A 24,839-nucleotide genomic window follows, 5' to 3' on the forward strand; every position below is an offset into this window, starting at 1 on the left:
ATTGACGATGGCTGGCTGTGGTCCCCGTACGCCACAAGCTATGAAGCCTTAACTATGAATAGGAGACACCCGTGTCAGATGCCCAACAGATCACCCTCATCGTCGATGGCGAAGAGACCAAGGTGACGGAAGGGACTACCGGCGCGGAACTCTTCTTCGAGCGCCGCGACGTCGTTGTAGCCCGTGTCAATGGTGTGTTGAAAGACCTTGACCAGGTCCTCACCGAGGGTGCCGACGTCGAGGGCGTCACCATCGATTCCCCTGATGGACTCAACGTTCTCCGTCACTCCACAGCCCACGTCATGGCACAGGCTGTGCAGCAGCTGCGGCCCGGCGCCAAGCTTGGCATCGGCCCGTACATCACGGACGGCTTCTACTTCGACTTCGACGTCGCTGAACCGTTCACTCCGGAAGACCTGCGCACGCTCGAAAAGATGATGCAGAAGATCATCAACCAGAACCAGAAGTTCGTTCGCCGTGTGGTCACCGAAGAAGAAGCACGCAAAGCGATGGCCAACGAGCCCTACAAGCTGGAGCTGCTGGGCAAGAAGAACGACGCAAGCGACGCTGCGGAAGGCGTCAATGTTGAGGTCGGGGCGGGCGACATCACGATTTACGACAATGTGGATCGAAAGAGTGGCGAGAGCCTCTGGTGCGATCTTTGCCGCGGCCCCCACCTGCAGAACACGAAAATCATCTCCAACGCCTTCGCGTTGACCCGCTCTTCCGCCGCATACTGGCTTGGCAACCAGAACAACCAGCAGTTGCAGCGCATTTATGGCACCGCCTGGCCCACCAAGGAAGCCCTCAAGGCCTACCAGGAACGCATCGCTGAAGCTGAGCGCCGCGATCACCGCAAGCTCGGCGTCGAACTTGACCTCTTCTCCTTCCCGGATGAGCTGGGTTCAGGCCTTCCAGTGTTCCACCCCAAGGGCGGCATCATCCGCAAGGCAATGGAGGACTACTCCCGCCAGCGCCACGTGGACGCGGGCTACGAGTTCGTCTACACACCCCACATCACCAAGGGACATCTCTACGAGGTCTCCGGCCACCTTGACTGGTACAAGGACGGCATGTTCCCGGCGATGCAGGTGGACGCCGAATTCAACGAAGACGGCACCGTGCGGAAGCCGGCACAGGATTACTACCTCAAGCCGATGAACTGCCCCATGCACAACCTGATTTTCCGTTCCCGCGGCAGGTCCTACCGCGAACTTCCGCTGCGCCTGTTCGAATTCGGTTCGGTGTACCGCTACGAGAAATCCGGGGTTGTGCACGGGCTGACCCGCGTCCGTGGAATGACACAGGACGACGCCCACATCTACTGCACCCGCGAGCAGATGAAGGACGAGCTCACCACCACGCTGAACTTCGTCCTGGGCCTGCTCAAGGATTACGGCTTGGATGACTTCTACTTGGAGCTCTCCACCAAGAACGAAGAGAAATTCGTTGGTGAAGATGCCGCTTGGGAGGAAGCTACACGTACCCTTTCCGAGGTCGCGGCGGCCTCCGGCCTGGAATTGGTACCGGACCCGGGTGGAGCAGCATTCTACGGGCCAAAGATCTCTGTCCAGGCAAAGGACGCCCTCGGCAGGACCTGGCAGATGTCCACCATCCAACTGGACTTCAACTTGCCCGAGCGCTTCGAACTGGAGTACCAGGCGGCCGACGGGACGCGCCAGCGGCCGGTCATGATCCACCGGGCCCTCTTCGGATCCGTGGAACGGTTCATGGGTGTACTCACCGAGCACTACGCCGGGGCGTTCCCCGCCTGGCTCGCGCCTGTCCAGGTGGTGGGAATCCCTGTTGCCGAAACATTCAACGATTACATGTTCGATGTCATCGGCCAGCTCAAGGCTGCAGGTATCCGTGCCGAGGTGGATATCTCCTCTGACCGGTTCCCCAAGAAGATCCGCACAGCCAGCAAGGACAAGATCCCCTTCGTCCTGATTGCCGGGGGTGAGGACGCGGAAGCCGGTGCGGTGTCGTTCCGCTTCCGGGACGGCAGCCAGGATAATGGAGTGCCCGTGGCCGAAGCAGTCCGTAGGATCGTGGACGCTGTCAAGAACCGCGAGAGCTGACGGAACGGACACAAAGACGGTGCAGGAGAACACAGGCGCGGCAGCTGACCTTCCGGGCGACGCCGACGTAACCGATGACTTCGGATTGGCGGGCGTACCGGACGCGTTTCAGCGCCTGTGGACTCCGCACCGCATGGCTTACATCAAGGGCGGGCAGGATCAATTCAAGAACAAGAATGACTGCCCGTTCTGTGTAGGACCCACGCGCTCAGATGAGGAATCCCTGATCGTGTACCGGGGAAGGACCTGCTACGTGGTCCTGAACCTCTTTCCCTATAACCCCGGTCATTTGTTAATCTGCCCCTACCGGCACGTCCCCGACTACACGGACATCACAGTGGAGGAAACGGCCGAGTTCGCCGAACTTACCCAGACGGCAATGCGCGTGCTGCGGAAGGTTTCGAATCCGAGCGGCTTCAACCTGGGCATGAACCAAGGCGTGACCGGCGGTGCCGGCATCGCCGCACATCTCCACCAACACGTGGTTCCGCGCTGGGGCGGGGATGGAAATTTCTTCCCGATCATCGCCCAGACCAAGGCCATCACGCAGACACTCGATGAGGTCCGCAAGCTTGTGGCCGAAGCTTGGCCGGGGGAGTCGAATGCTCAATAGGCATGCGCGCGGCTTTTTCACTTCACTCTTTACTCCTCTAGCGCGTTGGCTCCTCAGGATCGGTGTGTCTCCGGACGCCGTGACCATTGCAGGGACCGCCGGCGTCATCCTGGGGGGACTCATCCTCTACCCGCTGGGCTTCTTGTGGTGGGGTTCAGTTGTGGTCGCGTTCTTCGCATTTTCTGATGTCGTGGACGGAATCATGGCGCGGCTGCAGGGGAGGAGCGGTGGTTGGGGTAATTTCCTGGATTCCACCTTGGACCGGCTCGCCGATGGTGCGATCTTTGCGGGACTGACCATCTGGTTTTTCACCGAAGGCGAGGATCCGGCGATAGGCACCGCCGCCGTCGTCTGCCTGGTTCTGGGAATGGTTGTTTCCTACGCTCGGGCCAAAGCAGAGTCCTTGGGCTACCAGGCGAGCGTGGGGATCGCAGAGCGTGCAGAACGCTTGGCATCCGTGCTGCTCATAACGGGGCTGACGGGATTGGGGCTGCCTCCGGTTGTGTTGTTCGGAACCCTGATCCTTCTTGCTTTGGCCAGTGTGGTGACGATCGTCCAGCGGATGTCCGCCGTGCGCCGGCAGGCCATGGCCGAAGCCGATGGAACTGCTGCAGCGTAAACCCTTGGAAGGAAACGGTGGCCAATGGAACTGGCAAGCGACCAAAGTCGCTCCTCCGCAGTTGTGCACCTGACCTACCACAGCCCGCTTTGTGAGCCTCCAAGGCAGTAATGAATGTACTGCCACCATGCGAGGTGCGACTACTATTACTAGTACTTGGTCACCTTGACCTGAAATCCGGTGTGCGCTGATTGCGGTCGTGTGGCCGCGCGCGCCTCCGGCAAGAAGGTCGTTTATCTACCCATAGGGGTTTTTGTGTCTACACCAGATGTAAGCAACGAAGCCGGTTCGTCCGCGAACAGCGTCACGGGCAGCAGCCGCGTCAAGCGGGGCATGGCGGAGATGCTCAAGGGCGGCGTCATCATGGACGTCGTTAACGTCGAGCAGGCCCGCATCGCCGAAGATGCCGGTGCCGTGGCTGTCATGGCGCTCGAGCGCGTCCCGGCCGACATCCGCGCCCAGGGCGGGGTGTCGCGCATGTCCGATCCGGACATGATCGATGCGATCATCGCCGCCGTGTCCATCCCGGTCATGGCCAAAGCCCGCATCGGCCACTTCGTCGAGGCCCAGGTCCTGCAGTCCCTCGGTGTTGACTACATCGACGAGTCCGAGGTCCTGACCCCGGCGGACTACATCAACCACATCGACAAGTGGAACTTCACCGTTCCCTTCGTTTGTGGTGCCACCAACCTTGGTGAGGCGCTGCGCCGCATCAACGAGGGCGCGGCGATGATCCGTTCCAAGGGCGAAGCCGGCACCGGCGATGTTTCCAACGCCACCGGGCACATGCGCCAGATCCGTTCCGAGATCGCCAAGCTCGCGGCCCTTCCCGAGGACGAGCTGTACGTCGCGGCCAAGGAACTGCAGGCCCCGTACGAACTGGTCAAGGAAGTAGCCGCGACCGGCAAGCTCCCCGTGGTGCTGTTCACCGCCGGTGGCATCGCGACCCCGGCTGATGCTGCGATGATGATGCAGCTCGGCGCCGACGGCGTGTTCGTTGGTTCGGGGATCTTCAAGTCCGGCAACCCCGCAGAGCGTGCCGCCGCCGTCGTGAAGGCCACCACGTTCCACGACGACCCCGATGTCATCGCCAAGGTCTCCCGCGGCCTGGGCGAAGCCATGGTGGGCATCAACGTCGACGACATCCCGCAGCCCCACCGCCTCGCAGAGCGCGGCTGGTAGGTTCCATTCCGCCCGGCGGGCGCCGATCCTCTGTGTGCTATTCCCCGCTCCCGCTGCCGCCATTTTGGCGGTGGCGGGGCGGGGGCCCTTTTACGCACACTGCCGGATCGGTGCCCGCCGTTTCGTTTTCTTGGGGTGCGTGAGTTATTCGAGGCCTCGGCGCTTCAGCAGGGGTTCGAGCTCGGCGTCACGGCCTCTGAACGAGCGGAAGGATTCCAGAGGATCGCGGCTGTTACCCCGTGAGAGCAGCTCTGACCTGAATCGGTCTCCGTTGGAGCGGGTAAGGCCGCCGTTTTCTTTGAACCACTCCACGGTGTCCGCATCCAGCACCTCGCTCCAGATGTAGGAGTAGTAACCCGCTGCGTAGCCCGCGCCGGCGAAGATGTGCTGGAAATAGCCCGTGCGGTACCGCGGCGGAATCAACGGGTGCGCGATTGCCGCATCGGCCAATGCCTTGGCTTCGAAGGCGGGAACGTCGTCCGGGACTTCGGACTCGGACAGTACGTGCCACGCAAGGTCAAGGAGCGCCGCACCAAGATATTCAATAGTTGCGAATCCTTCTCCCCACAATAATGACTCATTGAGTTTGTTCACGGTGTCCTGGGGGAGAGCTTCCCCGGTGGAGTAATGGCGTGCGTAGCTGGCCAGTACCTCGGGCCACATGATCCACATTTCGTTGACCTGGGACGGGTACTCCACAAAGTCGCGCGGTACGGATGTTCCGGAGAACCGCGGATAGGTGACATCGGAAAAGAGGCCGTGCAGTGCGTGGCCGAACTCATGGAAAACAGTACGGACCTCGTCCAGGGACAGCAGCGTCGGCTCACCGGGAGCCGGCTTGGTGATGTTGAGGTTATTGATCACTACGGACCGGGTTCCCAGCAGGCTGGACTGTTCCACGAGGGAATTCATCCAGGCACCTCCGCGCTTTGTTTCACGAGTGTAGTAGTCGCCCAGGAAGAGACCGAGGCCGCTGCCGTCTTCATTCCGGACCTCCCAGACACGGACGTCGCGGTGATACCCTTCAAGGTCCTCGCGCTCATGGAACGTGACTCCGTAAAGCTGCGTTGCTGCATGGAAGACTCCGTCGCGGAGTACGGTTTCAAGGCTGAAGTAGGGTCGGAGTGCCTGTTCGTCCACCTCGAACTTCTCCTTGCGGACCCGGGCGGAGTAGTACGCCCAATCCCACGGCTCGAGTTCGTGGCCGGCGGATTCCGCCAGGGCTTCTGCCTCCGATTGGGCGTTACGCACGGCTGCCGGCGCCAGCCGGCCCAGCATCGCCTGTACCTCGCTGAAACCGGGGGCCGTTTGCTGGTCCACCACCAGTTCAGCGAAGTTGGTGAAACCCAGGAGAGTTGCTTTCTCTGCCCGCAACCGTGCAGTAGCCTTCACCAGGTCACGGACATCCAAGGCGCCCCCGTCGGTGCCGCGCGCCAGTGACGCTTCATACAGGCGACGGCGAATGGTCCGGTTCTCCAGGGATGCGAGGGCGGGTTGGTTGCTCGGTTGGATCAGTGTCAGTAAGTACTTGCCGTCGTGCCCGGCAAGCTTTGCCGCTTCTGCGGCGCCGGTGACCACTTCCGGCTGCAGCCCGGCCAGATCATCGGCTTCGTCAAGTAGCAGGGCGGCGGACTTCATGGCTTGCTTGACGCGCTGTCCAAACTCGGTGCCCAATCGAGAGAGCTCTGCGTTGACTTGACGCAGGCGGTGTTGCCCGGCGTCATCGAGCTGAATTCCGGACTGCCGGAACTCCTTGAGGTGCTCCTGCACGAGTCGAGATGATTCCGCATCCAAGCCGGTGGTGTCGATCCCGGCGAACCGCTCGTAGAGCGCACGGTTCATGTAAACAGCATCCTGATGAGCTGAGAACTTGGGTGACAACTCTGTCTCCAGCGATTTGATGGCATCGGAAGCATCCGCGGAAACCAGGGTAAAGAATGCCGCAGCCGCCCTGTTGAGGAGAAGCCCTGACTGCTCCATGGCCAGCGCCGTGTTCTGAAAGGTAGCTGGCTCCTGATTGGCCACGATCCGGGAAATCTCTTGGAGATGCGATGCCAATCCGGCCTCTACGGCCTCTGCGTAGTGCTCTACTGAAATGCCAGCAAAGGGCGGAAGCCCGTAGGGCAAGGGGCTGGGGCTCAAGAGTGGATTGGTCATGAAGTGACTCTTTCACGTAAGAATCGTGTCCTCAAGAGCGGCACGCCCGCTTCCGCCGGGCTTCCGCAAAGCTTCCGCCGTAGGATGAAAGCCATGGGCAAAATCACATTTTCCGGGGGATGGTTCGGTCCTCGCAAGGCGGTACTCGTGCTGGGCGCCATGGCTATGGCCCTGTCGGTGAACGCCTGCAGTGTCATTGCCGAAAACGATGACGCGAACCGCAGCAGCGCCGCTTCCGCCCCGGCAACCGAGAGCCCAAGCCCAACCCGCACCCCCGCACCGAACCCCACCCCGGGCAAGGGACCCGCCTGCCCGGAGCTACGCTGCACCTCCATCACGGTGACAGGCGACATGTTGGTCCATACCCAGCTCTGGCAACAAGCGAGAGCTGACGCTGCGGCAGCTGGTCAGCCCGGCTATACGTTCGTTCCGCTTCTCGAGGGGCAGCGTCGCTACATCCGTAACAGCGATCTCGCCATCTGCCATCAGGAAACACCCGTGGCTACACCGGAAGGGCCGTTCTCCGCCTACCCGTCCTTCAACGTACCGCCACAAATCATCACAGCATCCAAGGACGTCGGCTACAAGGCCTGCACGACGGCCAGCAACCACACCATTGACCGCGGGACGGAAGGTTTGCTCCGGACGCTGGATGCCTTGGACGCAGCCGGCTTGAAGCACACTGGTTCCTACCGGACGGAAGCGGAGTCCAAGGAGATACTCATGCTCCAAACTGATGCTGCCAAGGTGGCCGTCATCATTGGAACATATGGCCATAATGGGCAAATCCCGGAATACCCGTGGTTGGTTGACGAGCTGGATCCAGCGGCCATGATCGCGAAGGCAACACAGGCGAAGGCGCTTGGGGCTGACATTGTCCTGGGCGTCATGCACGCCGGCGACGAGTACGCCAGCGAAGCCAATGCCCAGCAGCAGGAGGTTGCGCATGCGTTAGTGGACAGCGGTCAGTTCACCATGATCTACGGGCACCACACCCACTCGGTGCTGCCGATCGAGAATTACAAGGGCACCTGGATCGTCTATGGGCTAGGCAACGGTGTCACCGAATTGTCTCCGTGGTACGTCGTCAACAATGAAGGGCTGCTCGTCAGGGCACAGTTCAGCCAGAACGCTGCAGGTGTGTGGACTGCGTCGGATCTTGCTTGGGCTCCGTCAGTCATCGTTCGGGATCCGTACCGTTGGTGCTCAGTTGCCAGCGACGCACCACAGGGAGTCTGCGCTACACCTGCGGCTGATGCTGAGACCTACCAGCGAACCAAAGCGGTGGTTGAGTCCATGGGCGCAGCAACTGCAGGCGCGCATGAACTGCTGATCACGAAGGAAAAGTAACTCCTACCGCGGACGGCGGGCGGCATGCTCGCGCGCAAGGCGGGCGTAACCGTCGTCGGGCGCTCCCGGAACGAAAGTACCGAACTTGCGTTCGGCCGCCGTGCGGATCAGGAAGTCCGCAATCGCCGGGTTCTTCGGCAGGAGTGAGCCATGAAGGTAGCTTGCTACGACGTTGTTGTAACGGGCGCCCTCGTGCCCGTCCTTGCTGTTGTTGCCCGCGCCCTTCGTAACAGTGCCGAGAGGCTTGACGCCCGGACCCAAAGTAGTCTGCCCGCTGTGGTTCTCATAGCCCAGGATTTCGCCAAACTCATCAGACTTCATGGTCACGTTGCCGATGAGTCGCTCGTCAGTTCCGTGGGTTTCGACGTCAAGGATGCCTATGCCGGGAATGACGGGCCCCGTGCTGGTCTTGAAGAACTTCCCGAAAAGTTGGTACAGCCCACAAATCACCAGCATGGGGGCACCTTCCTCAGAGAGCTGCCTCAGCTGTTCGGCACGCGCCTGGAGATCGTCCTGAATGACCAACTGGCCGCTGTCCTGCCCGCCTCCGCCCACAATGATGTCGATGTCCTCCGGGAATTCGTCACCCACGTTGTACTCAAGTAACTCCGGGGTGTAGCCGTGCCACTTGATCCGTTGCTTCAGGACCAGGGCGTTACCCCAGTCACCGTAGATGTTCATTTCACGCGGGTAGAGCTGGAGAACGCGGATTGTTCCCTTGCTGGGCTGTGCGTCCGGAGTCGGTTGTGCTTCCGAGGTCATGAGACCACCTCAACTATGGTGATTTTGGCCAGTTCACGGCGAATGGCGAGCATGGAGGTGTATGTACAGAAGACGCGCTTGGGCTTGCCTCGCGAGCCGTCTATGAAAGCCCGCAGTGCTGCGGTGATGTCCGGTTCGACGACTCCGAAGTGCACGTCGTCGTACTGGAGACGGAGCGCCATGTCGTAGGCGCGGACGCCGGTGAGGACTTCCACGCCGTCTTCCCGCAGGGAATCGAACTCAACGTCCCAGAGCCAGGACATGTCCCTGCCGTCCGCGTAGTTGTCGTTGATGGCAATCATGGTGGCGTAGCCACCGGCAGGGAAGGACTTCAGGCCGAGTCGGAAACCGCTGGGGTTCTTCACGAGAACCAGCTCCAAGGGCTGTCCGTCCACCGTGAGGCTTTCGCCACGGCCGAAGGCGGGAGCAACTTCTCCCAAAGCCTTCACGAGTTTGGGCGTATCAACGGGCCCGGTGCCCAGGATGGCCCGAGCCAGGGACAAAGCAGCCGCGGCATTGAAGATGTTGTAGACGCCGCGCAGTTTCATCGTTGTGGTGACGGTTTCGCCGTCGAACTCAAAGTCAGCGTCTTGGGCACCTACCCGGCGGAGCACGACGTCGGCAGCCGGCAGGTTTACATCGTCACCGGTCTCTGCAGCAACAGAGGTCCCTGACGGGGACGGGCCGATGGCCGTGGTGCGCATCTCGTCGTCATTGGGGAAAGTGCTGCGCAACGATTCATCGAGACCGAAGTACCTGATCTCCGGATGGTGCACGGCATCGAGGGTATTAAGGGCGGTGGCAATCCGGGCGACGCGGGGGTCTTCCCGGTTGAGGACCACCGTGTCCGTCGTCTTGGAGGCAATGTGCTCCAGTAGACGGGCGGTCTTATCGATTTCACCGAAGCGGTCCAATTGATCGCGAAGGACATTCAACAGGAGGCTGAAGCGGGGCTCCACCTTATTGACGAAGTGAACGGCGTGCGCTTCGTCGAGTTCCAAAATGGCAATGTCCGCGTCGAGGCGTCCCCGCCAATCCACATCGCCCAAGAGCGAGGCGGCTACACCTCGGGTGAAGTTGCTGCCGCTGCGGTTGGTGAAGACTTTCAGGCCTTGGCTTTCAAGCAGTTCAACCACCATCTTGGTGGTAGTGGTTTTGCCGTTGGTGCCACTGATCACGGCTACGCCGAGGTGGAGCGACGCCAGCGTTCGCTGCATGAAGCCGGGATCGATTTTCTCGACCACCAGGCCGGGAAAAGCTGAGCCTCCGCCCCTGAGCCGGGACAGTGTGCGGACCAGCTTGCCGAGGGGAACGCTGAAGGAAAGCATGCTCTGTAATATATCCCAGTCAGGGCATGGAAGCCTGACTGCCCGTAGTGCCTGACTGCCGCACGCGGCGTCGTTGAGGGCTTGGAGCACTATGATGGTCGAATGACCAACCCCCTTTCCGACGCTTCGTCACGCGTGGGTTCAGGACTCCGGATCGGCGTGCTGGCTCTCCAGGGCGACTTCCGCGAGCATATCCACGCTGTTGAGGCCGCTGGCGCCACCGGCATGGGTATTCGCCGTCCGTCAGAGCTCGACGACATCGACGGCCTGATTATCCCAGGCGGCGAATCCACCACCATTGACAAACTCTCCCGGATCTTCGAAGTCCGTGATCCCCTGCGTAAGCGCATCGAGGAGGGCCTTCCCGTCTATGGCTCCTGCGCCGGCATGATCTTGTTGGCCAATGAAATCGCGGACCCGGCTACAGACTTGGACGGTAATCCCCAGCAGACTTTTGGCGGGCTGGATATTACGGTCCGCCGGAATGCTTTCGGACGACAACGAGAGTCCTTTGAAACGGACCTCGATTTCAGGGGCCTGGATTTCAGTGCAGGGGAGTCCGGCGTGAATCCCGTTCACGCGGTATTCATCCGGGGCCCTTGGGTGGAGCGTGTAGGTCCGGGCGTGGAAGTCCTTGCCCAGGTTGACCCCGACCACGCCAGCCACACGGCTACTTTGCATGGAGTGGCTAGAATTGTTGCAGTGCGTTCCGGCCAACTGCTGGCCACCTCCTTCCATCCGGAAGTGACGGGAGAGAAACGCGTGCATGAACTCTTTATTCGAATGATCAGAGGAGAAGCGTAAAGCATGTCAGGCCACTCCAAATGGGCGACCACTAAGCACAAGAAAGCCATCATCGACGGCAGGCGTGCAAAGTCGTTCGCGAAACTGATCAAGAACATCGAAGTTGCTGCCCGCATGGGAGGACCGGACCTCGCGGGCAACCCCGGCCTTGAACTGGCCGTCACGAAGGCCAAGAAAACCTCGGTTCCCAACGACAACATCGACCGTGCCATCAAGCGTGGGGCCGGCCTCACCGGCGAAGTGGTGGACTACACCGAGATCATGTATGAAGCCCGCGGTCCCCAAGGCTCGGCTTTGTTGATTGAATGTCTGACCGACAACAAAAACCGCGCTGCTTCAGAGGTGCGCTTGGCAATCTCGCGCAACGGTGGCACCATCGCCGATCCCGGTTCCGTGAGCTACCTCTTCGCCCGCAAAGGGGTTGTTGTGCTCCCCAAGAACGGCCTCAGCGAAGACGACATCCTGATGGCGGTCCTGGAGGCCGGCGCCGAGGAAGTCAAGGACAGCGGTGAGAACTGGGAAATCCACTCCGAGCCCTCGGACCTCCAAGCCATTCGCGACGCCCTGAAAGAAGCAGGCATCGACTACGACACGGATGAAGCCGAATTTGTTCCGTCCATGCAGGTGGACTTGGACGTCGACGGCGCCAAGAAGTTTATGAAGCTCGTGGATGCACTGGAAGACCTGGACGATGTCCAGAACGTCTACAGCAATGCGGACCTCAGCGAGGAAGTGCAGGCTGCCCTCGACGCCGAGTAGTCGCGTGGGGTGCAGCGCAACAACTTTGATCACCAGCAGGTTTACAGCCATCAGGAAGGCCCGGACTTGACTCTTCGCGTATTGGGAGTCGATCCGGGCCTTACCCGTTGCGGCATCGGTGTGGTGGACATTGAGCGGAACCGCCGGGCCACCATGGTGGCCGTCGGAGTGGTGGGCACGTCCGCCGAGCTGACCTTGGACAAGCGTTTGCTGGTGATTGCCCAGGCCATTGACGAGTGGCTGGACCTGCACAAGCCGGATGTCGTCGCCGTCGAACGTGTTTTCTCGCAGATGAACGTGAGCACGGTGATGGGCGTAGCCCAGGCGTCGGGCGTCGTCATCGTGGCGGCAGCACGCCGTGGCATCCCGGTCGCCTTGCATACACCTTCCGAGGTGAAAGCCGCAGTTACCGGCAGCGGCACTGCCAACAAGGATGCGGTCACCAAGTTGGTGACCAAGATTCTGCGCCTGGATGCTCCACCCAAGCCGGCTGATGCTGCCGACGCACTCGCCCTGGCCCTCACCCACGCGTGGCGCGCAGGCAGCGGCATGGGTTCAGTTGGTGGCGTCAACGGAAAGGGCGGGCTCACGCCCGCGCAGAAAGCGTGGGCCGACGCCGAAGCAAAAGCGCGCCGCAAACGGTGATTGACGGCTGCCCTTGCTAGGGTATTCGTAGATATGTTCGGATAGTCCGCTTTGGCCGCAGTATTCACGGCACCGGAGCAGGCAGTATTTCAGGAGCCGGGTCTTGATCAGTTTTCTCCGTGGAACCGTAGCCCACGTTGGTTTGTCCACCGCTGTTATCGACCTCAACGGTGCGGGTATGAGTGTCTTCGCCACACCGCAGACCTTGAGCCACCTCACGACAGGAACGGAAGCCAAGCTCTTCACTTCCATGATCGTCCGCGAAGATTCACTCACGCTTTTCGGATTTGCCGACGACGACGAACGCGAAGTCTTCGATGTCCTGCTCAGCGTCAGCGGGGTAGGGCCACGCTTGGCCTTGGCCGTCCTCGCCGTGCACGAACCGGAAGCCATCCGGGTGGCGGCACACACTGGTGACAGCAAGGCATTTACCAAGGTGCCGGGCATCGGTCCCAAGGTGGCCGGCCGTATTGTCCTCGAGCTGGCCGGGAAGTTGGTTCCGCACGGAACCGGTACCGGTACTGCTCCCGCCGCAGCCCCGAACGCAGAATGGAAGCCACAGGTAGTCGCAGCCATGACCAGTTTGGGATGGTCCGAAAAAGACGCCAACGGCAGTATCGACAAGGCCATGGCCGACTCGCCGGAACTCGTGGACGCGGGGAACGTGGCCCAAATACTCCGCGCCACGCTGCGGTGGCTGGGCCAGGACGGCGCACGCGCAGGCAACCGCGTAGGCAGCCGTGGCTGAGCAGTCACTCGTCAGCGGGGGAGAGGAACCGGAAGAGCGGGTCATTGAGGCTGCTCTCCGACCCAAGAACCTGCACGATTTCGTGGGTCAGCATCGGGTCCGCAAGCAGCTTGCGCTGGTTCTTGAGGCCTCCAAGATGCGTGGCCGCAGCGCCGACCACGTACTGATGTCCGGACCTCCGGGACTCGGTAAGACCACCCTTGCCATGATCATTGCAGCGGAAATGAACGCGCCGCTGCGTATCAGCAGCGGACCGGCCATCCAGCACGCCGGCGACCTCGCAGCCATCCTTTCCTCGCTGTCGGAGGGCGAGGTCCTGTTCCTTGACGAAATCCACCGCATGTCCAGGCCCGCGGAAGAAATGTTGTACATGGCCATGGAGGACTTCCGCGTGGACATCGTGGTGGGCAAAGGAGCAGGCGCAACTGCGATTCCCTTGGAGCTCCCGCCTTTCACCCTGGTAGGTGCAACAACCCGAGCAGGACTTCTTCCGGGACCCTTGAGGGACCGCTTCGGTTTCACCGGACACCTTGAGTTCTATTCGGTGGCCGAGCTCGAACTTGTCCTCCGTCGTTCGGCCGGGTTGTTGGACCTCAAGGTTAACTCGGCCGGGTTCACGGAGATCGCGGGCCGATCACGCGGCACCCCGCGTATCGCCAACCGTCTGCTTCGCCGTGTCCGGGACTGGGCGCTCGTTCATGGCATCGAGCAAATCGACGCCCGTTCGGCGTCAGCGGCCTTGGACATGTATGAGGTGGATGAGCGGGGATTGGACAGACTGGACCGCTCTGTATTGGAAGCCCTGATCACCAAGTTCAACGGCGGCCCTGTTGGCTTGTCCACGTTGGCAATTGCCGTGGGTGAAGAACCGGAAACGGTGGAGACCGTGGCTGAACCGTTCTTGGTGCGCGAGGGACTTTTGGGGCGTACGCCGCGGGGTCGCATCGCGATGGCATCCGCCTGGACGCACCTTGGCTATGCCGTCCCGGCCGGCGTCTTCGGCCAAGAGACGCTTGCGCTCTTCGGCGAGGACGAAAACCACGCCGAAAGCATAGATACCATCGGTTAACACGCTCTGTTCAGCTTTTCCCACTAGACTGGTATGACGCTCGGCACGTTCGAGTCCTTGATCCATGCCCGCTACGGGGATCTGCCAGGGACGTTGCCGTGAACCAAAACGTAAGTACAGAACGGAACTTCCCTGTGGATCCAATGACCATATTGCTGTTCGTCATGCTTGGACTTTTTGTCTTCATGATGTTCCGCCGCAACAAGAAGACCCAGCAGCAGCAGGCTGAGATGCAGTCCAAGTTCGCTCCGGGCGTCGACGTCATGACCAGCTTCGGTCTCTTTGGCCGCATCGTGTCCATCGACGAGGCTGAGAACAAGGTCGTCATCGAACTTTCCCCGGGTAACCAGGCCACGGTTCACCGCCAGGCAGTCACCAAGGTGGTCGAAACGACCCCTGAGGAAGCACCGGTCGTGCCGGATGACGCTTCTTCCTTGACCGCTGCGGAGACCGAAGCCCCTGCCGCCGTCGAGACGCCGGAGGAAACCATCGCGCGCCTCAACAAAGAGGACAAGAAGGACAACTAGCACCGTCAGTCGCGGCAACTCCGCGCAAGGCAACTTCTACGGCAGCGGAGAGCCGCCGGCAGACGCTTACCAGCGTCCGCCGGCGGCTGTCCGGCGATAACAGGAAGATCGATAATGGCACGGACCGGCCCCAAAAACTCAGCCCGCAGGGTGCTGACCTGGCTTGGAGCAATTTTCGTTGTACTAACCGCTGTCCTTGCGGGCGGAGTAATGACTGGCAACGCCAGTTGGGCTCCCAAGCTTGCCCTGGACCTTGAAGGCGGAACCCAGATGATCCTGGCACCCAGGGTAGAGGGTTCCAGCGAGATCAATGAGGAGCAACTCAACCAGGCAGTTGCCATCATCCGGCAGCGCGTAGATGGCTCCGGTGTTGCTGAAGCCGAAATCAGCACGCAGTCCGGCCGCAACGTGGTGGTTAGTCTTCCGGGAACACCGTCCAAGGAAACCCGCGACCTGATCCAGGCTTCGGCCGACATGAACTTCCGGCCGGTCATCGCTGCTGCAGACCCCGCAGCCATCCCTGCGGAATCCCGGACGCCGGATGACCAGTTGCCCAAGCCCACTGCGGAGCCGGCCAACGCCAGCGACATCAACTGGGTAACCCCGGAGGTCTACAAGGAATTTGAGGCATTGGACTGCGTCAACCCTTCCGCTGAACGGCGGGAGCGCTCTGATCCAACCAAACCCCTGGTGACGTGCGAGGCTGCTACCGCAGAGACTCCGGCGGTCAAGTACATTCTTGGGCCCGTTGAGGTCAAGGGACAGGACATCACGGGCTCGTCCTTTGACCCCGTCCAGGGTGCGCAGGGATCCGTCACCAACTCCTGGGGCGTGACCATCACGTTCAACTCAGACGCAACGGCCAAGTTCAAGGAAGTGACGGAGCGCCTTAATCAGTTCTACGTTGCGGCCCAGGCCCAAGGAACTAACGATCCCAAATCCCAGTTCGCGATCGTCCTGGACGACAAGGTCATTTCTGCTCCCCGTTCCCTTGCGGTGATCACTGATGGAAAGCCCCAGATCACGGGTAACTTTACCCAGGCGTCTGCGAAGGCCCTGTCTGACCAGCTGCGCTTCGGCGCCTTGCCCATCAGCTTCGAGATCCAATCCCAGGAGCAGATCTCTGCCACACTGGGTGGCGATCAACTTCGCCTTGGTCTGCTGGCAGGCATGATCGGTCTGCTGCTGGTCGTTGTCTACTCGCTCTTCCAGTACCGTGCACTAGGCCTTGTGACCATCGCTTCCCTCGTGGTAGCCGGTGTCCTCACCTACCTGGCCATTGCAATCCTCGGGTGGACCGAAAACTACCGCCTCTCCCTGGCGGGTGTAGCCGGTCTGATCGTGGCCATTGGCCAGACCGCGGACTCGTTCATTGTCTACTTCGAGCGCATCAGGGATGAGCTGCGGGAAGGGCGCGGTCTGGTATCCGCCGTGGAGAACGGCTGGAAGCGGGCAAAGCGCACCGTGTTGGCCTCCAAGGCTGTCAACCTCCTGGCCGCACTGGTCCTCTACTTCGTGGCCGTTGGCAATGTTCGCGGTTTCGCGTTCACCCTTGGCTTGACGGCCCTGGCTGACCTCCTCGTGGTGTTCATGTTCACCCACCCCATGTTGCAGGTCCTGGCGCGCACCAAGTTCTTCGGCGAAGGACACCGTTTCTCAGGGCTTTCTCCTGACCGTCTCGGCGCAGTTCCTCTCTACCGGGGCGCAGGCCGCCTCCGCACGCCTGACGAAAAGCCTGCAGTGGTCCGCGCACGCAATACAGGTGCGGCGGCCGAAGCCGAACGACGCATGACCATCGCCGAGAGGCGCCTTGCCGAGAAGGGCCAGCTGACTGGTACTTCGAACGGCACCAAGGAGGAGAAGTAATGACCACGAGCTTCGCAACCTTCGGCCACGAGCTATACACCGGCAAGCGCTCGTACAACTTTGTTAATTCGAAGAAAATCTGGTTCATCATTGCGGCGGTCGCCGTGGCACTCTCCATCCTGATTCCGGTCGTCAAGGGCGGTTTCAACCTTGGAATCGAGTTCCGTGGCGGCTCGGAATTCACAGTTTCAAACGTGAGCACCACTGATGCAAGCCTCGGCGAAAAGGCCGTCCACGACGTAGTGCCCGGTGCAATTCCGCGTGTTGCCAACGTCGCAGGCAACACCATGCGGATCCAAACGGACCAGCTGACCGATGAAGAGACGAACAGGATCAAGGACGGACTCACCAGCGTCTATGGCGTGACGGAGAACGAAGTGACGTCCAACTTCGTGGGCCCAACCTGGGGCCAGGATGTCACCCGTCAAGCCCTCATTGGTCTGGTGGTCTTCGTTGGGTTGGCAGCTGTCCTTATGGCGCTGTACTTCAGGACCTGGAAGATGTCTTTGTCGGCACTCGTCGGCATGCTCGTCACCATGTTCACCACAGCGGGCGTCTACGCCCTGAGCGATTTTGAAGTCACGCCGTCGGCAATCATTGGCTTCCTGACCGTCCTCAGCTACTCGCTGTACGACACGGTGGTTGTCTTCGACAAGATCCGGGAAAACACCGCGGACATTTCCACGTCCACACGCCGCACCTTCGGCGAAGAAGTCAACCTGGCCGTCAACCAAACCCTGGTCCGCTCCATCAACACCATGATGGTGGCCGTCCTCCCGGTGGCAGCAATCCTTTTCATTGGTGCCGGGCTCCTTGGCGCCGGAACCTTGCGCGATCTTTCCCTGGCCTTGTTCGTAGGCATTCTCATCGGCACCGCGGCCACGATCTTCATCGCGGCACCGCTGTACGCGTGGCTGCGCCAAGGTGAGCCTGAGCTCGTGAAGCAAGCCAAGAAGGTTGCCCACCGCAGGACTGAAGCCACAGTCTAAGGCTGTTCAGCACCGTTGTTTGGCCGAGAGCCGGCCTCCGCACCACTGCGGAGGCCGGCTCTTTGACTTGCCTGCGTTATCGACATGTGCTGCCCGGTTGCAGAAGCATTCACCTGCGGGAATAGACTGGGAGAATTAAATCGGTTGTGAGGGGTACTTCTGTGGAAGAACGTGCGACGTCGGCACCACCGGCGGGCGGGGATGACAGCCGCAAGACTGTGGCAGTTCCGGCAACGAGTGTGCCCGGACGGACTGCGGTCCCGGTCGATGCTGCCGGTGCACGTCCCACTTTCCCGGGACGGAGGGAACGCACGCGTTCCCGGCTTGCCCGCCTGACGGGGCGGGGCATCGCTCCGTACTCGCCCATCCTGGAGCCACTGCTGCGCACGGTCCGGGCGAACAATCCCAAAGAAGACTTCGATCTGATCCAACGCGCCTTCGCCGTGGCTGAGCAGAGCCACCAGGGACAGAAACGCAAGAGCGGTGATCCGTACATCACCCACCCGGTGGCTGTTGCCACCATCCTGGCTGAACTCGGCATGACCGGGACAACCCTGGCCGCAGCGTTGCTTCACGATACCGTGGAGGACACCCCGTATACTCTGGCTGACCTGACGCGGGATTTCGGACCTGAAGTTGCCATGTTGGTGGATGGCGTCACCAAACTGGATAAAGTCAGTTTTGGTGAGGCGGCCCAATCGGAGACCGTCCGCAAGATGGTCGTCGCAATGGCCAAGGACATCCGTGTCCTGATGATCAAATTGGCAGACCGCCTCCACAATGCGCGAACTTGGCGGTTCGTCTCCGCCGAGTCTTCGTCGCGCAAGGCCCGTGAGACGCTGGAGATCTTTGCACCCTTGGCGCATCGCCTGGGTATGAACACCATCAAGTGGGAACTGGAAGATCTCTCCTTTGCCGCGCTGTACCCCAAGGTGTACGAGGAAATCGTGCGCATGGTGGGTGACCGCACACCGGAGAGGGAAAAGAGCCTGAGCGTTATCCGCAACCAGATCGCGGATGATCTTCGGACGGCACGGATCAAGGCGACCATCACTGGCCGGCCGAAGCACTACTACTCGATTTACCAGAAGATGATCGTCCGGGACAAGGACTTCGACGACATCAACGACCTCATGGGCGTGCGGGTCCTGGTGGATTCAGTGCGTGACTGTTACGCCGCACTCGGGACGCTGCATTCACGGTGGAACCCCCTTCCGGGACGGTTCAAGGATTACATCGCCATGCCCAAGTTCAACATGTACCAATCACTGCATACAACGGTGATTGGCCCGGGTGGCAAGCCTGTGGAGATCCAGATCCGTACCCACGAGATGCACCGCCGGGCAGAGTACGGCGTGGCGGCGCACTGGAAGTACAAGGACCAGCCCAACCGGACCGCGCAAGGCCCTGGCAGCCCGCGTGATGGCGACATGGGTTGGCTGCGGTCGCTGGTGGACTGGCAGCAGGAGACCTCCGATCCCGGAGAGTTCCTGGATTCGCTCCGCTATGAGATCAACGCCCGGGAAGTGTTCGTTTTCACTCCCAAGGGTGAAGTCATGGCCCTTCCAGCCGGGTCAACCCCTGTGGACTTCGCGTACGCTGTGCACACCGAGGTGGGCCATCGAACCATTGGTGCCCGCGTCAATGGCAAGTTGGTTCCGCTTAACAGTGAGCTGAACCATGGAGACTGGGTAGAGATCTTCACCTCCAAGGCAGAAGGCGCCGGCCCGAGCCAAGACTGGCAGCACTTCGTCAAGTCAGCTCGTGCACGCAACAAGATCCGCCAATGGTTCACCAAAGAACGCCGCGAAGAAGCCATAGAGCGTGGCAAAGACATGCTGACCAGGGCCATGCGGAAGCAGAACTTGCCTTTGCAGCGGCTGATGACGCACGATGCTCTGTCCGCCGTTGCGGAAGCATTCCACTACGTCGACATCTCCGGGCTCTACGCGGGCGTCGGGGACGGGCACACATCAGCCCAGTCCGTCATGGAAAAGCTCGTGGAGCACTTGGGCGGTCATGAGACGCCGGACGAAGACCTCGACGAAGTCAGTATTCCTACGCAGGTTGCGAAGTCGAAGTTCTCGGATTCCGGCGTCATCGTGCGGGGTGTGGGGGATGTCTGGGTCAAGCTGGCGCGGTGCTGCACCCCGGTACCCCCGGACCCCATCCTGGGCTTTGTAACGCGTGGCTCCGGAGTTTCTGTCCACCGGACTGACTGCACGAATGTCTCAGGTCTCCGTGACCAGCCGGACAGAATTGTTGAAGTTGAGTGGGCACCCACCCAATCGAGTGTTTTCCTGGTGGAGATTCAGGTGGAAGCCTTGGATCGGAAGTCCCTTCTGTCCGATGTGACCCGCATTTTGTCTGAGAACCATGTCAACATCCTGGCCGCGTCGGTACACACTTCGAGCGACAGGGTAGCGATCTCGAAGTTTGCCTTCGAAATGGGCGATCCAAAATACCTGCATCACGTCTTGAACGCGGTTCGACGTATCGACGGTGTTTTTGACGTCTATCGCACTACGGGTAACCGCCGCCGCAGCTAGCCCGGGTCTGCGGGACCCAGTTGCGCCAAGGTTGCCAAGGCGCGCTTCTTGTGGGGAACCCGGGGTGCTGCCTCAACGGCCAGCGTGAGGAGGCGGAGCCTGATGCCAAGTTCCTCCCGGTCCAGAAGGCGCTTCAGTGCGGGCAAAGCGCGACTGGCTTCCACGTGGAGGGCGATGTCAGCCGCGGTCCGGAGCGGGCTGCTCACCAGCATTCCTCCCAGGCTGACGACATCCATTTGACCTAGCCGGACCTCATGGAGACTGCAGGCCGTGGTTCCCCGCAGGCTGGATATGCGATGTTTCGCATCAACCAGCAGTGATAAGTGCTCGGGTGGAGTGGCACAACCGTAGATCCAGGCTGCAGTCAGTCTCCCGGCAACCACCTTGGTCCGGATTCGTTCCGGGACGGTTAAAGCCGCTGCACGGGCTCTCAGGCGGTGGGTGACGGATACACCCGGAGAGGCGTAACTCTTCCCGTACAGCGGCAGCAGGATACCGTCGAACGCCATGCTCTGCAATTCGTTCCACGTAAAGATGCGGCTGGGGGAGTAGAGCTCGGGTATGACCGGCTCCAGCAAGTGCGGGGGATTGACAGCGGGGACCATTCATCGATCATTCCGCGCGGCAGCCCTACGAGTACAGGCTCCGTCCCGGTTATGTGGATAACCGGGACGGAGCCTGGAGGAAAAGTCCTTAGCTCAATCCTCTACGCGAGGTCACTGGCCGAACGCTGGATCTGGTCAAGCCATGCCTGACGTGCTTCCAGAGCCTCGCGGGCGGCCTTAATGCGGCGCTGGTCGCCTGCCTTCTCGGCCTTCTCCAAGTCTTCCTTGAGGCCTGCAATAGCGGACTCGAGCTGTGACAAGGCGCTGTTGGTACGGGCCTTGGTTTCCGGGTTGCTCCGGCGCCACTTCTCTTCCTCGGCGTCGCGGACTGCGTCTTCAACCTTGCGAAGCCCAGCCTCAATCCGGCCCATATCCGCGCGGGGGACCTTGCCGGCATCTTCCCAACGGTCCCTGATGGTCTGGAGGGCCTTCTTGGCAGCATTGAGATCGTTGATGGGCAGGAGCGCCTGCGCCTCAGCCACCAGTTGCTCCTTCACGGCCAGGTTCGCAGTGTATTCCTGGTCGATCTGGTCGTTGGCGGCCTGGCGGTTGCTGAAGAAGACGTCTTGAGCGGCACGGAACCGGCCCCAGAGTGCGTCATCATCCTTGCGGCTTGCACGCGGCGTGGTCTTCCACTGATCCATCAGCCTGCGATACTCGCCGGCTGCGAATCCCCAGTCGGTAGACGTGGAAAGCGCCTCGGCCTCCGCAATCAACGCCTCTTTGGCGGACTTTGCAGCGGAGTTGTTGCTGTCGAGCTGGGAGAAATAGGCGCGGCGGTGACGATCAAATACCGTCCGTGCGGACCGGAAGCGCTTCCAGAGGGCGTCTTCGTTACTGCGGCCCAACCGGACCCCGCTCTTTTGCGCGGACTTCCAGGTTTCAAACAATTCGTTCATGCGTGCGCTGGACGTCTTCCACTGGATCTGCGCGGGGTCCTGGCCGGCAATGGTCTCAGCTTCAGCAACGATTGCTTCACGTGCCGCGAGTTCGCTGGCGCGTACCGCCTCATGGGCAGCTTTTTCAGACTTTTCCAGTTCGACGATCTGGGCTGACAGGGCGTCCAAGCGGGCCTCAGCACCACGGATGTCACCCACCATATTGCGCTCCGCAAGTTGCTCACGCAGGTGAGTGACTGTCTTCTGCATGTCCGTGGCAGGAGCCTTGGACTCCACACGGTGTTCCAGGAGAACCACCTGTGCGATGACGTCGTCGAACTTGCGGGCAAAGTAGCCAAGTGCCTCGTCGGTGCTGACACCCGGGTATTGACCCACAGCGATTTCTTCACCATCCAGCGTCAGGAAGACGTGGCCGTCACCCTCAGCGCGCCCCCACTTGGCTGCCTCGGCGAGCGACGCCGCGGACACCGCCGGGGCGGCAGGAACGACGGCGGCGGGAGCCTTGGGGCGGGCCGCAAAGGCTGCGGGGGAGGGCGCTGCGGACGGCATCGGCCGCGGAGCGGCCGGTGCCGCGGGCTCTGTGGCTGGCGCTTCCTCCGGTGCTTCCTCGGCAGCCGGAGCTGTTTCGTTGACCGGGGCTGCGTCGTTGGCTGGAGCGGCCTCCTCCGAAGCCGGCGCCTCGGTACCGTTGGTGCCGGTCGCCTCGACTGCTTCTTGGTTGGCCACCACTGCTGTTTCGTCGGATTTCTGACTGTCTGTCACCGCTAAAAGTCTTTCGCTTGGAGGGAACTGCTCAGGTAATGCACCCCGGGCCGGGCCTGGAGCTGGTTACTTCAGAGAAAACGAGTCTATCGTGACAGGTGCCACAGGGGCGCCGTCGCTGGTGTTTTCGCCGGCCTTAAGGCCTGCCGCGGCGATCTTGGTGACGACGTCCAGGCCGCTGGTCACCTTGCCCACCACCGTGTATCCGCCCGCGGTATCCGCCGGAATCGTGGTGTCCTTGTACACGATGAAAAATTGGTGGCCATTGCCATAGGCATCGTTCCCGGTGCGGGCCACGGCAATCGTCCCCGCAGCGTACTTGTTGTCTGCGGGAGTGTTCTCCAACGGGCCCCATCGGTAATTTGGGTCGTCCGCGCCATCTTCGGACTTGGCGCCGCATTGGAGGAGCCCAAACGTTTCGGACGTCGTCAATCGGTGGCAGAACGCGCCATTGTAGTAGCTGGCGTCGCTGAGGGACTTGAACACGGCGGCAGCCTGCGGTGCCGCCGTCCCGTTCAGTTCTACGCCGACCACGCCGCTGTTCAACGTGAGCTCGCCGGTGAAGGTCTTTCCGGCGGCCGTGTCAGGGCTGGGTATGTCGGCGCTGTTGGAAGCAGACGGGGAAGCGGAGGGGGAACTGAGCCCCGCTTCTGCGGCAGCGACTTCCGCCTCGGTGGGGTTGGAGCTAAAGACGGTCAGCTGCAGCACCACGGCCAGAACTACTGCCGCGGCAGCTGCACTTACGGCGATGGTGTTGTCACGTTTGCGTCGCTTGCCCTGTTCCTGCCTCAGGGCACGCTTGGCTTCCATCTGCCTGATGCGCCGTTTCGCTTCGCGGTCATCCCGCGACCTTGTTGCCAAGAGTCCTCCTGATTGTGTCCACTTTCGATGGCTGCCGACAGGAACCGGGCATGCTGCATTAGATGTGCACGCGCGGAAAGCATAAACTGGCTGCCGCACATAGTTTATGCATGACCGGCTGGACGCCCGCCCTGTAAACGCCGAAAGGGTGTTTAAAGCTGCGGTGCCATGCCAGTGTCAGCTTTCTTCGAGGAGACTTTTCCACCATGGCACGTACCGCCTCCCTGTCCGGATTCCCCGAGTGGCTTCCCCAGGAGCGGTTGGTGGAGCTCCATGTGCTGGATACGCTCCGGAAGACGTTCGAACTGCACGGCTTTTCTTCCATTGAGACCCGCGCCGTTGAAACCGTGGGCCAGTTGCTCCGCAAAGGCGAGATCGACAAAGAGGTCTATGGCTTGAGCCGGCTTCAGGACGATGAGGGCGAGGCTGGTAAATCTGACAAGGCTGACCCGAATGCCTTGGCCCTCCACTTCGACCTGACAGTTCCATTCGCCCGCTACGTTGTGGAGAACGCCGGGTACTTGGCATTTCCCTTCCGCCGGTACCAGATCCAGAAAGTATGGCGGGGCGAGCGGCCGCAGGAAGGCCGGGCGCGTGAGTTCACCCAGGCAGACATCGATGTTGTGGGCGACGGCGAACTGCCATTCCGTTACGACGTCGAAATCGCGCTGGTCATTGCAGAGGCGCTTAGTGCCCTGCCGATTCCGGATTTCCGGCTCCGGATCAACAACCGAAAGCTCGCCGAAGGCTTCTATCGCGGCATTGGGCTGACGGATACGGCAGGTGTACTGCGCAGCATTGACAAACTGGAAAAGATCGGTGCCGGAAAGGTAGCCGAGCTATTGAAGAGTGAGCTGGGCGCGAACGATGAACAGGCCAGCCTGGCCCTCCAACTCGCGGGCATCCGCACGGAGGACACCGCATTCGTGGAGCAGGTCCGTGCGCTCGGAGTGAAGGACGACCTCCTCGAAGAGGGCATCAATGAACTTGAGCAGGTCATTCAGGCAGCAGTCCAGCGCGCTCCCGGCAAGGTGGTTGCTGACTTGAGCATCGCACGTGGCCTGGACTATTACACCGGGACTGTTGTTGAAACAGTGCTCGTGGGCCACGAGCAGTTGGGTTCGATTTGCTCCGGTGGCCGTTACGACGCCCTGGCGAGCAAGGGCAACCGCAAGTTCCCCGGCGTCGGCCTTTCCATTGGAGTGACCCGACTTGTTTCCCGCATCCTCAGTCAGGAACTGGCCGCAGCGTCGCGTTCTGTGCCCACTGCGGTCTTGGTTGCCCTGAACACGGACGACAGTTGGTCCGCGGCGCAGGACATTGCAGCCCAGTTGCGAGGACGCGGGATCGCCACCGAAGTCGCAGCAAAGGCCGAAAAGTTCGGAAAGCAGATCAAGTTCGCAGACCGTCGGGGCATCCCTTTCGTGTGGTTTACGGATGACGACGGCAAGCACCAGGTTAAGGACATCCGTTCAGGCGAGCAGGTTGACGCCGATCCCGCCAGCTGGACGCCTGCTGAAGAGGATTTGTACGTGCGGGTCACCACCTCCGGCTAGGCACCAACGTTTGTTCCGCCTTCGTGGCGGGAGCCGTGGCCGGGACGGGTAAACTCGGACGGGATCGTCTTTGCAACGATCCCTCTATATTTCATGCTGAAAGGAATG

The 24,839-nt window shown here is 61.1% G+C and carries 21 protein-coding genes; 15 read left to right on the forward strand and 6 right to left on the reverse strand.

The genetic code is table 11. From position 1 onward, the window contains the following. The first annotated feature begins 71 nt into the window (after positions 1-71). The 4 genes from thrS to pdxS all read left to right on the forward strand — a co-directional run bounded on the left by thrS (position 72) and on the right by pdxS (position 4,495). Positions 72-2,081, forward strand: a complete 2,010-nt coding sequence (gene thrS / locus AC0J5Z_RS12505; RefSeq protein ID WP_475032542.1) for a threonine--tRNA ligase — start codon at positions 72-74, stop codon at positions 2,079-2,081. A gap of 19 nt (positions 2,082-2,100) precedes the next feature. Beyond that, positions 2,101-2,694, forward strand: a complete 594-nt coding sequence (locus tag AC0J5Z_RS12510) for an HIT family protein (RefSeq protein ID WP_475032546.1) — start codon at positions 2,101-2,103, stop codon at positions 2,692-2,694. After that, a complete protein-coding gene (gene pgsA, locus AC0J5Z_RS12515; RefSeq protein WP_475032550.1) occupies positions 2,684-3,313 on the forward strand; it encodes a phosphatidylinositol phosphate synthase in 630 nt (209 codons plus the stop codon). The genes AC0J5Z_RS12510 and pgsA overlap by 11 nt, the downstream gene beginning before the upstream one ends. 255 nt (positions 3,314-3,568) lie before the next feature. Continuing rightward, positions 3,569-4,495, forward strand: a complete 927-nt coding sequence (gene pdxS, locus AC0J5Z_RS12520; protein ID WP_475032554.1) for a pyridoxal 5'-phosphate synthase lyase subunit PdxS — start codon at positions 3,569-3,571, stop codon at positions 4,493-4,495. Between the two features lie 144 nt (positions 4,496-4,639). On the opposite strand, the gene AC0J5Z_RS12525 is transcribed toward pdxS, so the two are convergent. Beyond that, on the reverse strand, positions 4,640-6,652 hold the full coding sequence (locus AC0J5Z_RS12525) for a M3 family metallopeptidase (protein ID WP_475032558.1): 2,013 nt from the start codon (positions 6,650-6,652) through the stop codon (positions 4,640-4,642). An 84-nt stretch (positions 6,653-6,736) separates the two neighbouring features. Here AC0J5Z_RS12525 and AC0J5Z_RS12530 point away from each other — a divergent pair, with 84 nt between their 5' ends. Continuing rightward, entirely contained in the window at positions 6,737-8,002 is a 1,266-nt protein-coding gene (locus tag AC0J5Z_RS12530; RefSeq protein ID WP_475039683.1) for a CapA family protein, read from the forward strand. 3 nt (positions 8,003-8,005) lie between these two features. Here AC0J5Z_RS12530 and AC0J5Z_RS12535 read toward each other — a convergent pair whose 3' ends face one another. Continuing rightward, on the reverse strand, positions 8,006-8,764 hold the full coding sequence (locus tag AC0J5Z_RS12535) for a type 1 glutamine amidotransferase (protein ID WP_475032561.1): 759 nt from the start codon (positions 8,762-8,764) through the stop codon (positions 8,006-8,008). Beyond that, positions 8,761-10,092 carry a DUF1727 domain-containing protein gene (locus AC0J5Z_RS12540; RefSeq protein WP_475032565.1) on the reverse strand — a complete coding sequence of 444 codons (1,332 nt, stop codon included), beginning with the start codon at positions 10,090-10,092 and terminating at the stop codon, positions 8,761-8,763. The genes AC0J5Z_RS12535 and AC0J5Z_RS12540 overlap by 4 nt, the downstream gene beginning before the upstream one ends. Positions 10,093-10,194: 102 nt before the next feature. Here AC0J5Z_RS12540 and pdxT point away from each other — a divergent pair, with 102 nt between their 5' ends. The 9 genes from pdxT to AC0J5Z_RS12585 all read left to right on the forward strand — a co-directional run bounded on the left by pdxT (position 10,195) and on the right by AC0J5Z_RS12585 (position 20,048). Next, complete coding sequence (pdxT, locus tag AC0J5Z_RS12545) at positions 10,195-10,896, forward strand: pyridoxal 5'-phosphate synthase glutaminase subunit PdxT (RefSeq protein ID WP_475032567.1); 702 nt, start codon at positions 10,195-10,197, stop codon at positions 10,894-10,896. Positions 10,897-10,899: 3 nt separating this feature from the next. Further along, positions 10,900-11,655 (forward strand): YebC/PmpR family DNA-binding transcriptional regulator, encoded by a 756-nt coding sequence (locus tag AC0J5Z_RS12550; protein ID WP_159734031.1) that lies wholly within the window; start codon positions 10,900-10,902, stop codon positions 11,653-11,655. Positions 11,656-11,721: 66 nt separating this feature from the next. Next, positions 11,722-12,300, forward strand: coding sequence for a crossover junction endodeoxyribonuclease RuvC (gene ruvC, locus AC0J5Z_RS12555; protein WP_475032569.1), 579 nt, complete (start codon positions 11,722-11,724; stop codon positions 12,298-12,300). Between the two features lie 103 nt (positions 12,301-12,403). Further along, positions 12,404-13,048: a Holliday junction branch migration protein RuvA gene (gene ruvA, locus AC0J5Z_RS12560; RefSeq protein WP_475032571.1), complete on the forward strand. Its 645-nt coding sequence runs from the start codon at positions 12,404-12,406 to the stop codon at positions 13,046-13,048. Beyond that, positions 13,041-14,117: a Holliday junction branch migration DNA helicase RuvB gene (gene ruvB / locus AC0J5Z_RS12565; protein WP_475032573.1), complete on the forward strand. Its 1,077-nt coding sequence runs from the start codon at positions 13,041-13,043 to the stop codon at positions 14,115-14,117. The genes ruvA and ruvB overlap by 8 nt, the downstream gene beginning before the upstream one ends. A gap of 143 nt (positions 14,118-14,260) precedes the next feature. Next, entirely contained in the window at positions 14,261-14,644 is a 384-nt protein-coding gene (gene yajC, locus AC0J5Z_RS12570) for a preprotein translocase subunit YajC (RefSeq protein WP_026005306.1), read from the forward strand. Between the two features lie 114 nt (positions 14,645-14,758). Beyond that, positions 14,759-16,510, forward strand: coding sequence for a protein translocase subunit SecD (secD, locus tag AC0J5Z_RS12575; protein ID WP_475032576.1), 1,752 nt, complete (start codon positions 14,759-14,761; stop codon positions 16,508-16,510). After that, the gene (gene secF / locus AC0J5Z_RS12580) at positions 16,510-17,499 is read left to right on the forward strand and encodes a protein translocase subunit SecF (protein ID WP_475032578.1); all 990 of its coding nucleotides are present in this window, start codon (positions 16,510-16,512) and stop codon (positions 17,497-17,499) included. Before secD ends, secF begins: the two co-directional genes overlap by 1 nt. A 161-nt stretch (positions 17,500-17,660) precedes the next feature. Then, positions 17,661-20,048 carry a RelA/SpoT family protein gene (locus tag AC0J5Z_RS12585; protein WP_475032580.1) on the forward strand — a complete coding sequence of 796 codons (2,388 nt, stop codon included), beginning with the start codon at positions 17,661-17,663 and terminating at the stop codon, positions 20,046-20,048. Here AC0J5Z_RS12585 and AC0J5Z_RS12590 read toward each other — a convergent pair. From AC0J5Z_RS12590 to AC0J5Z_RS12600, 3 genes are all read right to left on the reverse strand, one after another. Continuing rightward, positions 20,045-20,653 carry a hypothetical protein gene (locus AC0J5Z_RS12590; protein ID WP_475032582.1) on the reverse strand — a complete coding sequence of 203 codons (609 nt, stop codon included), beginning with the start codon at positions 20,651-20,653 and terminating at the stop codon, positions 20,045-20,047. The two genes, AC0J5Z_RS12585 and AC0J5Z_RS12590, sit on opposite strands and share 4 nt — an antisense overlap. Before the next feature lie 101 nt (positions 20,654-20,754). Further along, complete coding sequence (locus AC0J5Z_RS12595) at positions 20,755-22,314, reverse strand: DUF349 domain-containing protein (protein ID WP_475032585.1); 1,560 nt, start codon at positions 22,312-22,314, stop codon at positions 20,755-20,757. 66 nt (positions 22,315-22,380) lie between these two features. Next, complete coding sequence (locus tag AC0J5Z_RS12600) at positions 22,381-23,175, reverse strand: peptidylprolyl isomerase (protein WP_475032588.1); 795 nt, start codon at positions 23,173-23,175, stop codon at positions 22,381-22,383. Between the two features lie 206 nt (positions 23,176-23,381). Between AC0J5Z_RS12600 and hisS the strand changes: the two genes are divergently transcribed. Next, positions 23,382-24,731, forward strand: a complete 1,350-nt coding sequence (gene hisS, locus AC0J5Z_RS12605; RefSeq protein WP_475032592.1) for a histidine--tRNA ligase — start codon at positions 23,382-23,384, stop codon at positions 24,729-24,731. Positions 24,732-24,839: the final 108 nt, after the last annotated feature.

It is taken from the genome of Paenarthrobacter sp. TRD_SC_7, assembly GCF_056156245.1.